This is a genomic window from Chryseobacterium sp. CG10_8 (assembly GCF_058117085.1).
Window position 1 is genome coordinate 1 of record NZ_JBYVEB010000084.1, and the last position, 13949, is coordinate 13949.

Sequence of the window (13949 nt, forward strand, 5' to 3'; positions counted from 1 at the left end):
TAGATGAAAGAATTCTACAAATGGAAAGAAATTTCAAGACAGATGTGGAGTTTTGGCAAAGGTAGTTTGTTACTATTTTGTCTGACTCTGTTGGGTTTTGCTAACTTGAATGCTCAAGTAAATAGCTACACTTTTTCTAAGTCAATTGGTAGCTACACTGAGATTAGTGGGGGAACAGTTTTGGCTACATCAACTGCCAATGTAACAACAGCTGCAGGATTGGGAACAGGTAACTATCCGATTACGCTCCCTTTTACCTTTAATTTTAATGGAATTAACTACACCAGTCTCAATGTAGCTTGTGATGGTTATATTTTTTTTGGCACCTCAACTGCTACTACCACTGCTCCTATTTCTACAACCAGCGCCTATGAAGGTGTTGTTTCAGCTTTCGGGGGTGATCTAGCTGCAATTTATGATATTAATGGGAGAACAGGTGATATAAGTTATGTTGTTACTGGTACAAGTCCTAACCGTGAGTTAACGATACAATGGAAGAACTTTCGTCCTACTGCATCTACTTCTTTAACCAATGTGTATGTATTTAGTTTTCAGATCAAACTTCAGGAGACAACTAATGTAATATCGGCAGTTTACTCTACTGGAAGTTATTTTGCAGGTTCTACGGCTATTACTGGAACTAGACAAATTGGTTTGCGAGGTGCTTCTAATGGTGATTTTTTTAATCGCACTAACACTACTACAGATTTATTTTTGGCTTCAGTGCAAGGAACGGCTAATAACAGTTCACAAGCTTTTAATACATTGACTTCGCCTCCAGGAATGCCAGATGAAGGGCTTACTTACGTGTGGACGCCTCCAACTTGCTTTGGACCTTCTGGTCCTTTTACTTATTCTGCACTTACAACTACAACAGCAACAGTTGCATTTACACCCCCTGGAGTTGCTCCATCTGTTGGTTATGAGGTCTATTATAGCACGACAAATACCGCTCCAACTTCTAGTACTGTTTTGGATACAACCAATTCCGCTACAAGTGCAACAACAACAGTAAACATGACCGGACTTGCTCCAAGTTCAACTTATTATGTTTGGGTAAGATCACGTTGTTCTGCTTCGGATGTTAGTGGTTGGGTCAATGCTGGAAGTTTTGTTACTGTTTGCGCACCTTTTACGGCCCCATATAGTCAGAATTTTGATACCACTTCATCTGGAGGTACAAGTAATACTAATGCTCCATTATGTTGGTCTTATCTAGAGTCTTCAGGTTTTGCAGGATATGGATATGTAATAGTTGGAAATGCGACCTCTTCTCCTAACAGTTATTATTTGTATAATAGTACAGCGTCAACAACGGGAGATCAAATGCTTGTTTCTCCGCAAACGACTAACTTAGGAGGGGTTCAAAAAATGGTGAAATTCTCAGGAAGAAGTTCTGGTGCAGGTTATCCTTTGGAAGTTGGTACATTGACAGATCCTCTTGATCCAACAACTTTCACTATCATTGGTTCTGCAATTAATCTAACAGCAACACATACAACTTATACAGTATATATTCCGACCAGTACTACGGCTCAGTATTTGGCATTTAGGCACGGATTGGGAGCTACTGGAAGGTCAATTTATTTGGATGATATTAGTGTTGAAGTAGCACCAACATGTGTTGAGCCAACGGCGATCACCACAACAGGTCAAACATCTAGTACAGGAAGTTTGTCTTGGACTGCTCCCGTAATTACCACACCAATAAGTTACACGCTATATTACAGTACGGTTAATACAGCTCCGACCTCTTCAACGGTTTTGGATTCGACAAATTCTACAACTGTTACTAGTACAAGTGGGACGATTACTGGGTTGATGCCAAGTACGCAATATTACGTTTGGATAAGATCTAATTGCTCATCTACGGATTTCAGTGCTTGGAGTACAAGCAACGCAGTTGTATACACATTGTGCCAGCCACCGACGTTGACAGGAGTGACGGGACAAACTATTTGTCCAAATACCACTGCTACTCTGTCTGCTACTGGAGCGGCAGGGGTATCGTTCAATTGGTATGATGCAGCAACAGGAGGGACTCGCTTAGGAACAGGAAGTACATATGTTACTCCTGCCTTATCTACTACTACTGACTATTATGTTTCTGCATATACTCCTGCTGTGGCCACTGTAAATAATAACAAAATTCTATAATATTATAAAAGAAATAGCTCAAATCAACCACTAGTCTAATCATTTTTCTCAATATCCCGCGCTCATTAATAATTTTAAACTACCTGGCTTGACTGTAAAGAAATCCCCTCGAACACAAATTACTTCCACACATCAAACAACTCTAAAAGCATGCTTTTTCCGTACAAAAAAAGCGATGCTTGATGCATCGCTTCATTATTTAATCATAGAAATTAATATTGATCGACCTGTTCGTTTTTAAATAATATCAAAACTAACAAGCGCTTTAATAAAAATTTATTATTCCTTAATTACTTTCACAGTTTTGGATCCTCCTTCTTTATATTTAAGGTTAACGAAATATAATCCAGATATCAAGTCTCCTAAGTCTAGTTGCGAACGAGGTTTATCCACCACTTTAACAACTTTACCTGACAAATCAACAATCGAAACAGACTCTACTTCTTTAGAAGAAGAAATATTTAGAATATTCTTAAATGGATTTGGATACAGCTTCACAATATCTTTTGAAGCTTCCGAAGTTCCCAAACAAGTATCCACTGTAGCTGTTACAACAGTTCTTGGACTTTCACATTGGGTATTAATTCTCCAATTATAGAAGTAGTAATAATATTGCGGATAACCATTAAAACTATGCCCAGTGATGCTCAACTCCGGAATTGAGTAAGGAAAAGCTGACCCTGCATTATTTCTGTAAATAGACTGACTAGATCCTGCCACCATTTTTATATAGTAAGTTCCTACAACAAGTGGGATATTCAATGTCACCGTCTCAGGAGTTGTTAATGAACCCCCTTGGACAATCGTATGGACTACAGATTGAACCAATGTATCATCACTTTTATAAACCCCAATGGTAATTGAAGAACTTGCTGCTGCAGCACTTGGATATATATCAACGGAGGCAATACTTAAAGGAGAATTTACCGTAAAAAACAAACGATATGTTACACTATTACATTCACTAGTCTTTTGTAAAATAATACATGTTCTAACAAAATTCTTGAATCAAACAACCAAAGAGTTTATATCCAGCTAATAATCAAACAAATAAAAAAGCGATCAGAAAAAGATCTGACCGCTCAACTTAATTTCAAATTAATTTGAAAAAATACTTATTTCTTAACAACTTTTACTGATTTCTTACTTCCATCATTAAGTTGAATAACTAAAATATACATCCCTTCTTTCAAATCTCCTAAACGAAGTTCTGCTCTAGGGCTATCAATCTTCTTCACTAATCTTCCAGATATATCCATCACTTGAACCGACTTCACATCTTCAATATTAGAAATCCTTATAAAATCTGTAAATGGATTAGGATACACCTTAATTTGATCAGCTATCGACGCAACTTCTACTGTTGACAAAGCATTGTAACTTGTATCTACTGTTGCAGTAACTGCGGTTCGTGCTGATTCACATTTATTGCTAACCTGCCAGTTATAAAAATAGTAATATAAATCAACGCTTGGCGTATTAGAAGGAGCAGCATAATAGGTACTGCTAACTAATGTGATAAATGTTCCTATCTGAATTGGATAACCATAATTTCCAGACGGTGCGTTAGCTGATGGATCAAAGGCTAAGCCTGATACATTGACACGAGTTCTAGGTCTAATCTTATAATTATTTCCTGCAGGTACCACAAAGTTTAATGGTAGAACATTGGGTTGAAGTGCACTAACTGTACCACATACCACATTAAAGGTCCCTGTTTGTAGAATCGCCCCATTTGCATCGATAAGATCTATAACTACAGAACCATTAGCTCCTGCTGTTCCGATAGGATATACAGTAACTTTCTCTATGGTAACAGTCTCACTCGCATTGAAAACTAATCCAAAGTGAGTAGTTCCTGCGCCTGAAGTTGGAGTTCCTGTTGGAGCAGTCTTACCACCTGTTGAAGTCACTCCCTGAGAAGCTCCAACATAATAATTTGTAGTCGCTGTTAAAGCAGGACTTGTAAAGCTTGCACCAGTACCCAGAAGATTACCTCCAGTAGCAGCATCATACCAACTTATAGTTGCATTAGTAGAAGCTGTGGCACTTAGATTAGCCGTTCCATTTAAACAAACAGTATTACCAGTGGAGGACAGTATAGAAACAGATGGTGTACATTTCGTAATAAAAAACTGCGAAACTGGATACCAAATACTTTTATCCGAAGAACTACACGAAGATCTAATCCATATATAGTAACCTGTAAAAGGCTGCAAACCAGTAAGTGTTGCACTATTACCGGTAAGACCAGTCACTGAAGGTGATGTAGTCGAAAGAGGCGCAGTGCTTGATGTACTATAATATACTTCGTAACTTGAAGGATTACTAATCGGTGTAGACCAAGAAATCTGTACGGTTGTATCAGTAGTAGACCCAACCGAGAACGTTGAAGGTTCTACACAGCTTGGTATTTGCTCAATAATGATATCATCTAAAACTATTCCTCGAGCTGAACCTCCTAAACCGTGCCTAAAGGCTAAAACTTGATTGGTTCCACTTGGAATATAAACTGTATATTCCGCATAGGTCGAACTAACATCAATTGGTGAACCTATAATACTAAAGGTAGCTGGGTTATCTATAACAGACAATGTACCTACCTCAATTGGATAAATAGCACCTGCCGTACTTGATCTAGCCTTAAACTTAACTCTAAAATTACCAGAAGACAAATTCGATGTAAGTGGAGAAACCAACATAATATTTCCGGTGATATCAGTCCCATTATACAAGAAATAAGCATTTGGGGACGAATAAGAATTAGTCGAAGTCACATAACCATAACCTAATGAACCTGAAGTTTCCAAATAGGTCCAACATTGCGGTGCATTGGGAATCGTTGCACTACCAACTGGAGTGGTATCAAAATTCTGCGAGTAAGGAGCCGTTATTGGAGAACAAGCAGTAGTAAAACTCGTTACTAATGTCCACACACTTTGGTCTGAAGTAGAACAATTTGATCTAACCCAAACATAGTACAAAGTATTAGGTGTAAGACTTGATAAAGTTGCAGAAGTTCCCGAAACCGACATGCTTGGTGTAGTCGAAGCTACTGGATCTGTTGCAGAAGTACTGTAATATACATCGTAACCATTTGCTGGTGCATTAACGGGTGCCGTCCAATTCACTTGTACAGAGTTAGGACTCAAATTACTAAAATTCACACTTGAAGGTTTCACACAAGTTGGGATCACTTCAATATTGATATCATCAATATATAAAACACGTGAAGAACCACCCAAACCATGTTTGAACGCAACCAATTGATTAGCTCCCGCAGGAATATCATATATATATTCAGCATGGGTCGCTGTCAACGTAATTGTATCTAAAAGTGTAAATGTTGTAGGATCAACAGGATTTGCTAAAGTACCAATTTGTAGTTGATAACCTGCTGAACTAGATTTTGCAAAAAATCTTACTCGGTTAAGACCACTAGATAGGTTAGTTATATATGGCGACACCAACATAATGTTTCCAGTTGTATCACTTCCATTATTTAAGTAATATGAATTACCACCACTAGAAGCCTGTGAGGCATTAACATAACCATTACCAGCTGAACCAGAAGTTTCAAAATATTTCCAACATTGCGGGGCATTATTATTAGAAGCACTTCCAGTTGCTGTAGTTTCAAAATCTTCAACTAAAGGAATTGAAAAAGGTGAACATGACGAAGTAAAAGAAAGCGGCACCGAATTCCAATATCCATAAGAAGTACCACAATTTGATCTTACCCAAACATAATAAAGTGTTGCAGGAGAAACATTAATTGTCGCCGTCGTTCCCGAAACAGTAGTATTTGGAGTCGTTGAGCTAGTAGGCGCAACATTAGAAGTACTATAATAGACATCATATCCATTTGACGGAGCAGTAGATGGAGCAGTCCAGGAGATTTGGGCTGTATTCCAGCTAAGATTACTCATCATAAGATTAGTTGGCGTACCGCAAGATGGAATTAATTCCACTCTTACATCATCAATATTAATTGCCCTTCCTGTGCCTCCTAAACCATGTTTAAAAGCTACAACTTGATTTGTTCCTGAAGGAACATTAACAGTATATTCAACAAAATTGGTTGTAAGGTTAATGGTTTGGATTGCAGTAAAAGTACTTGGATCAGATACATTAGATAAAGTTCCAACAATTAATGTATAGGTATTAGCCGTTCCATTTGCAAAAAATCTAACCCTATTATTACCATTAGACAAATCAGTTGTAATAGGTGATACTAACATCATATTTCCTGTTTGGTCTGTACCATTATACAAATAAAATGCATTAGGAGCAGACTGAGCAGATGTCAAATTACGAACATAACCGTATCCTGATGATCCCGAAGTCTCAATATATGACCAACAATGAGGTGCCGTATTAATTGCAGAACTACCTATCGTAGCGTTATCAAAATTTTCAAAATAAGGCACAGTTCTAGTGTCACAGCTAGTCGTAAAGGTACCCATCGACGACCAATTACTGTAATCCGATCCACCGCAAGCCGACCTTATCCATACAAAGTACTGATAAGAAGATAACAATCCTGTCAACTGTGTAGAAGTTCCATTAATGTCGATGACCTGAGGAACCGTACTTGATGTTGGAGGTGTACTGTCAACGCTATAATAAATCTGATAACCATTCAGCGGATTGATGAGCGCTGCATTCCAACTAACATTTGCAGTACTTGTACCAGTTCCTGTCGCTGTTACTCCTGTTGGCTGATAACAACTCGCTGTCTGTACAATTAGAAAATCATCTAATGTCAGATACCACCCTACAGTACCAGAATTACTACCCGAGACTCTAATGGTTAAAACTGTTCCAGCTGGAACAACTCCACTTGGAATAGTACCCGAAAAAATAGTACAAGGGACATCAACACCAGAAAAATTGACAAATGAACCAAGCAAATTCCAGTTTAGCCCGCCATCAACACTATAATCCACCACCATACTACCCACAAAATTAGGAGATGATGTGTTCTGTGCCTTCGCAGAATACGAAAACTGGACGTCAATTTGATTTCCGTTGGAGGCAGAGGTCTTGTACTCTACTTGTCCGGAAGGTGACGTAGAGTTATAATTTCGCCTTACCGCTGCAGCACCAGTACAAGGATATCCGCTGGTGGTCATCCTGGCAAAACTAACATACGTCCAGCCTGCGGGAGTACCTGAACCTTCAAAACCTTCCTCTACAAAAATCTGAGAAGAAGCGAAAATCCCGATACAAAATAAGAACAATAGTAATAGTTTCTTCATATCATATAAATTAAGATTTTAAGATTTCTAAATATACATCTAATAAGAGTTTCAAAGTAATAAAAATTAAAAATACACTACTAAAATTCGGGAATTATTAAAAAATAACCTATTTATATACATGATAACCAAACATCAACATATAACACAAAAAAAACAGTTGGAATTGCTTCCAACTGTTCAATATTTAATTTATGAGGTATTAAAAATTATTTTTTAATCGCCTTAATAGACTTTTTAGTTCCATCATTAAGATTTAAAACAAATACATACATACCTTCTTTCAAATCTCCTAAGTTAAGTTGCGCTGTAGGATTTTCGATGGTTCTCACCAATCTTCCAGCCAAATCCACCACTTGAATAGATTTCACATCTCTAATATTAGAAATATTAACAATACTGTCAAATGGATTAGGGTATAATTTGATATCATTTTTAACTGAAGCTACATCAGATGTTGCCAAAGAAGCGTCATATGCTGAGATTTTAAAATCTCCAGCATTTGCCGATGAATAGTTCCACACTCCAATCAATAAAGTTGCTCCTGGAGTTTGTCCTGTTAAAGCTACTAATGAAAAATTACCATCAGCTGAGCTGTCATCATCACATCCTATACGAGTGAGAGCACCACAAGTCCCTGTGTAAACCGCAAGAACAGTATCTGTAAGTGCACTTCCAGTAACTGATCCTGTCTCAATGGTAACACTACCACTTGCAGGCACTGTTACAGAATACCATACATCTCTATATCCAGTATTTTGACAAGTATGAGTTGCTGTTGCATCTGATGTGAGAGTCGCTGCAAAATCTGTCCCAACTATTGCATTTTGGGCAAAAGCAGCTCCAACAGTTAAGTTTGTTGGCGTACTACAATTATCGTTAGCTGGCGGTGGAAAAGGAATAGTATAGTTTATAGGACCTAATACTGTACTTTGCGACGCAGAACAATTAGAAACAACCCAAACATAATAAGTTGTACCAGAAGTTCCTGGAATCACCTGACTTGTTCCTGTAACACCAGTATAGGTAGGGGTTGTTGGTTGCGTTGAAGTATTACCAACATAGACATCATAACTTGCAGGGGCAGAAGTCGAAGCAGTCCAGCTTACTGTAGCATCAGTTGGTGTAGTAGTTGATGTTAAATTTGTTGGAGGCAAACACGCAGGAGGAGCCGTAACTACAAATGTAAAATCAACATAGCTTCCATAAGGGGCAGGACCACAAGCAGTAATATTACCAGAATAGGAGCTTGCAAATCTAGCTCTATAGTTGCCTTGAGCTTGCGCACTTGGTACGTTAATGGTCGCACTTCCTGTAGCAGCATATGTAGTTGTTGCTAGAATCGTTTCTCCAGAATCAGCAAAATCTAAATCATTATTCCAGTCAATCCATAAATAATAGTAATGAGTATTACCACTAGCCCCCGCTGCTGCCAAATTGGCTACCATTGAAGAACCTGGATAATTGCCAAAACTCGTTGCAGTCTGATCTACATAAGCACTATAACTTGACGCAGTATATGCTAAATTGATAGCTGTTGCTGAAGTTGTGGTAACATTATTCAAATAATAGAGATTAGAAGATGCACCCCCTGTAGGAACACAGTATCCAGTAAAATCAGTTGCATAACCAACCCATATACTTTGATCAGTAGGGCTACAATGCGCACGTACCCAAAAGTAATATTGTGTATTTGCAGTTAATCCACTAACTGTAGCAGTATTAGTTGCTGAAGAAACCGAATTCGATGCGTCCAATGTAGTTAAAGCCGTTGGGGCAACATTCAAAGTACTGTAGTATACATCATAAGAAGCAGGGTTAGACGAAGACGCCGTCCACTGTAAGCTTACTGAAGAAGAAGTTTTACCTGTAACCGCTAAACCTGCTGGCTCAACACATGAAGGAATACTTTCCACTGTAATGTTATCCAAATAAACACTTCTATTAGACCCCCCTAATCCGTGACGAAAAGCAAGATAATTTCCAGTTCCTGCTGGGATATCAACTGTAAAAGAAGCATAAGTAGTTGACAAATTTAGAGCAGAGCCAATCATCACAAAAGTAGTTGGATCAGTTGGATTACTTACTACTCCAACTTGTAAGACTGAGGAGTAAGTCCCATCCGCTTTAGCAGAAAACTTAACTCTTTTTGTTCCATCAGAAAGGTTTACAGTTTGAGGAGACAATAACATAATATTACCCGTAGTCCCCGAACTATTATACAAGTAATAATTATTACTTGGAGAAACTGCATTTCCAGTTGCAACAAATCCGTAGCCAGCATGGGACGCCGTCTCCAGATAAGACCAACATGCAGGAGCATTGTTATTTGCAGTTCCAGAACTACCAACAAGTGTTGTATCAAAGTTTTCTGTGTAAGGAACTGTCTTAGCATCACACGTCGTCACAAAACTTCTTGTCGTACATGAAGCTGATGTACTTGTTGATGTATAAGCATTAATGGTATAAAAATACATTGTCGAATTAGTCAATGCTGGTGTACCACTATAAGTATATGTAAGAACGTTTCCAACGTCAACAGCATTCATTATATCTGTACCCCCTGCAGTAGTACCGATCGAAATTTTATAACCCGTCGCATCAGTTACAGAACTCCACGTAAAAGAAGGAGTTAACCCTTGATTAGTAGCAAATGCCGCAGGTGCGCTTACCGTCGGACAACCAATTGCTTTAGTTGTAAAACTGTTAGATGAACAACCGGTTGCACTACCGAAGCTATTTTTTGGATACACTGTCACATAATAAGTTGTACTATACAGTAATTGATTTGCAGCAGGAACTGTATATGTTAATACATTACCCACATCTGTCAAAGGAAGTACATCACTACCTCCAGGAGTTGTTCCAATAGCGATTTCATAAGAACTAGCGATACTAGACGACATCCATGTAATAGTAGGAGTTATTGACGTACCAGTTGCTGCATTAGCTGGCGCAGTAATAGATACACATGAAGGAGGTGTAGAAATCACTTGCGTAGTTAAATTAATATTATCAATCGCAATTGGTGGTTGTGTACCACTTGAGAAATCATTTCTCCACATAAATAGAAGTCTCTTTGTCGACGCTGCCGTTGCATTCCCCGCTTGAGTACTTGAAATGGAAATAGTTTTATTTGTCCATGAAGCTCCCTGCATATTGTAGCTCCAATTGCTTGGGTATGTTGTAGTACTAGGTACTGAACCCACTGATGGAGTAAAAGTAGTTGGTACTAAATAGACACGCAAATAATCATAAAGCGTTCCAGTAGATCCTAATTCCCCTTGAACTATCAAATCAAAATTAAGTCTAATATCCTCTTCTCCAGCTGGAAAAGTCACATCCTGATAAAAAAACACAGTAGAAGAGTTATTAACAGTATATGCATGAGCATATGGAGATGCGGTACTATTAGAAACATACGCTGCATTGGTTCCAGAAAATCCTGCTGTAGCACCAGTATCCACTTGCCACTTATTCGTTTGAGTACCATTAGCTATGGTCCATCCTGTTGTACCTGACTCAAAACCACCATTATTAACGGTAGGCGAAATCAAGATTGTTTGTGCTTTGAGTTGCCAGCTCGTTAACAAAGCTAACAACCATAGAAAATACTTTTTCTTCATAATATTAAATTAAAAATTAAGTTTAAACATCAAATTTAAATAACTTTTTAATATTACAAAATAAATTGCTAAAAATTTTATCAACACCCTAACACTTTATGAATAGCCTTAAGATTTTAATAATGCTAAAAAATCACAATCCTATATTATTAAATCATTTGATAACAAACATATTTAAATAAAAAAGCAGCTCAGATAGAGCTGCTTTCAGATTAACTATAATAAATAGACTATTTTTTAATCGCTTTGATAGACTTTTTAGTTCCATCATTGAGGTTTAAAACAAATACATACATACCTTCTTTCAAATCTCTTAAGTTAATCTGTGCAGAAGGATTTTCGATAGCTTTCACTAATCTTCCAGCCAAATCAACCACCTGAATCGATTTCACTTCCCTAATATTAGAAATATTAACTACATCATCAAATGGATTAGGATACAATTTGATATCATTCTTAATTGATGCTACTTCAGATATAGCTAAAACCGCTGTTGTAGAAACATTAAGAGTGAAGGAGTCTTCAGGATAATCCGTTGTACTATAATGACCAATATTAATAAAATATGTAGTACCCAAAGTGCTTAAGAATGAATATGTCTCATCATCACCAGACCATCCAGAATCAGCACTTCCAACACATGTAAAACTACCACAAGAACCTGTATATACTGCTAATTCAGGATCCCACGATGTTGTCGGCACAACATTTACTGTAATTGTTCCACCATCTCCTACTACAGCGTACCAAACACCATCGTTCATTCCATATGTATTATTACATGTTGAAATAGATCCAGAATTATTAGTCGCTGATGATGCGTCTTGCGTATTGCTATAAGGAGCACCAGCACTTATGCCTGATATCGCAATAGCACCAGCACAAGAATCATTAGCAGGTGCAGGTGGTGGAGTTCCAACACAAATATCAAAACTAAGGTTATAACCAGTACCGTAGTAGGTGTAGACTCTTACATAATAAGTTTGTCCAATTGTTAAACCTGACGCAATTGCAGTATCAGGATCACTGCACAATAAACTAGTTTGAGATCCACAAACACCACTCAATACTTGAAAATATGCATCAGTCGTTGTCTGAGTCCCTACTGATGTAACGTTACTTAGCGATATTTTATGTGCAGTGCTTGTAGCTACAAAACTAAACCAAACATCATCATCTGGATTTCCATCACATGGTGATGCTGCCAATGATTGGGTAGCCCCTAGTGTATTTCCCGACCCAACGGATGTACAAGTAAGATCAGGATTAACTGTTAATGCAATTGCGCTAGTACATTCATCATTTGTTGGTGGCGATGCCGCTCCAGTTGTAAAATTTCTTTCCGTACAACCAGAAGACACATTTGCCCCTTGATAAGCAGTCAAAGTATAATAGTACATAGTACTAGTATTGAGATTCGCAGTAAATGTGTAACTAGTTACAGAGCCTACATCTTGATTATTTAGCACATCAGTTCCTCCCGAAGTGGTTCCAACACTTAGACGATAGCCGGTTGCGCCTGCAACGGCAGTCCAACTTATAGATGGTCTCACCGACAACCCGGTTGCTGCAGCTGTAGGTGAATTAACTGTTGGACAAGGTACATTTAAAGTAGTAAAGGAGACTTCAGAACACCCCGTTGCGCTGCCAACATTATTACTAGGTATCACAGTCATGTAGTACATTGTATTGTAAAGTAATTGTGAAGCCGCAGGAATAGTATAAGAGGTCGATGTTCCATTAGAAAAGGCATTCAAAACACTAGTTCCTCCGGAAGTCACACCTAAATTGATGCTGTAATTAGAAGCACCTCCAACTGCTCCCCATGTCAAAGTAGGAGTTATTGAAACACCTGTTGCACCAGCTGCAGGTGCTGATATAGTGGCACATGCTGGAGCAGCAGTAACAGTCTGAGAAAGTTGTACATCATCAAAACCAAAATAAAAATCCGCACCGCTACCTGGAGTAACGTGAGAAGCAAATTTGAGTTTAAAATCGGCTCCCGTCGGAATTGTTCCCGCAGGAATAGTGCCTGCAATAGTAGTACAAGGGATTGGAGTATCTGCTGCACTGCTCATTGAAGTTGAAGTTACCAAATCAACCCAAGTTGTTCCTCCATCAACCGAATACTGAACATCAAAATTTCCATCAATAGTTGCACTCGAGGTATACCCTTTTGCTAAATACTTAAATGAATAGTTAAGCGCTGTTGCATTTGATAAAGTAGATGCGTATATCAAATACCAATCTTGCACATTAGTGGACCAACTGCTCTCATACAAATTTACATAGGCTGTTTTAGTACCAGCACATGCCGTACCAGCATCAATACCAAAAGTTGGATTTCTTGTTGTTGAAAGCGCTGAGTTAGAATAACTCGTCCAACTAGTTGGAAGAGCTGTACCCTCAAAACTTTGATTAACAGTAATTTGAGCAGATAACCCTATACCAAGAATTAAGAGCGACATAAGTAATAGTTTTTTCATAATCTAAAATTAAAAATTAAGTTTGTATATCAAATTTATAAAAGTTTTTAATATTACAAAATAAATTGATAAAAAAATACAAACATCGTAATACTTTAAACATAATAATAAAATATCGATAAAACATCATAATCGTAACAAAAACCCGCACCAACTAATAGTTCCAAAATATATATTGCAAAAAAAAAGCAGCTCAAAAATGAGCCGCCTTTCTATTAACCTAAATTATGAATTATTTTTTAATTGCTTTGAAACTTTGAGTTTTACCATCATTTCCAATAACCTTTATAACATAAGCCCCTGACTTCAAGTCCGTAAGATTCAATCTTGAACTAGGATTATTAAAAGTTTTCACTAATCTACCAGAGATATCATATACTCCAATTGATTTAATATCTCTAATGTTTGAAATATTAATA

At 37.7% G+C, this 13949-nt stretch carries 6 protein-coding genes; 1 reads left to right on the forward strand and 5 read right to left on the reverse strand.

Annotation, left to right across the window (positions count from 1 at the left end; translation table 11 throughout):
• The first annotated feature begins 42 nt into the window (after positions 1-42).
• Positions 43-2157, forward strand: a complete 2115-nt coding sequence (locus AC4AGG_RS12435) for an Ig-like domain-containing protein (protein ID WP_489772331.1) — start codon at positions 43-45, stop codon at positions 2155-2157.
• A gap of 279 nt (positions 2158-2436) precedes the next feature.
• Here AC4AGG_RS12435 and AC4AGG_RS12440 read toward each other — a convergent pair whose 3' ends face one another.
• From AC4AGG_RS12440 to AC4AGG_RS12460, 5 genes are all read right to left on the reverse strand, one after another.
• Positions 2437-3096: a T9SS type A sorting domain-containing protein gene (locus AC4AGG_RS12440; protein ID WP_489772332.1), complete on the reverse strand. Its 660-nt coding sequence runs from the start codon at positions 3094-3096 to the stop codon at positions 2437-2439.
• A 176-nt stretch (positions 3097-3272) separates the two neighbouring features.
• Positions 3273-7418: a fibronectin type III domain-containing protein gene (locus tag AC4AGG_RS12445; RefSeq protein WP_489772333.1), complete on the reverse strand. Its 4146-nt coding sequence runs from the start codon at positions 7416-7418 to the stop codon at positions 3273-3275.
• A gap of 209 nt (positions 7419-7627) precedes the next feature.
• Complete coding sequence (locus AC4AGG_RS12450; RefSeq protein ID WP_489772334.1) at positions 7628-11044, reverse strand: GEVED domain-containing protein; 3417 nt, start codon at positions 11042-11044, stop codon at positions 7628-7630.
• 230 nt (positions 11045-11274) lie between these two features.
• A complete protein-coding gene (locus AC4AGG_RS12455; protein ID WP_489772335.1) occupies positions 11275-13512 on the reverse strand; it encodes a T9SS type A sorting domain-containing protein in 2238 nt (745 codons plus the stop codon).
• Positions 13513-13762: 250 nt separating this feature from the next.
• Positions 13763-13949, reverse strand: a 187-nt coding sequence (locus tag AC4AGG_RS12460; RefSeq protein ID WP_489772336.1) for a T9SS type A sorting domain-containing protein, incomplete at its 5' end; no start/stop codon positions are given.

Coding starts and splice junctions, on each gene's coding strand:
- AC4AGG_RS12435 (WP_489772331.1), top strand. CDS start 43: ATGTGGAGTTTTGGCAAAGGTAGTTTGTTACTATTTTGTCTGACTCTG.
- AC4AGG_RS12445 (WP_489772333.1), bottom strand. CDS start 7,418: ATGAAGAAACTATTACTATTGTTCTTATTTTGTATCGGGATTTTCGCT.
- AC4AGG_RS12450 (WP_489772334.1), bottom strand. CDS start 11,044: ATGAAGAAAAAGTATTTTCTATGGTTGTTAGCTTTGTTAACGAGCTGG.
- AC4AGG_RS12455 (WP_489772335.1), bottom strand. CDS start 13,512: ATGTCGCTCTTAATTCTTGGTATAGGGTTATCTGCTCAAATTACTGTT.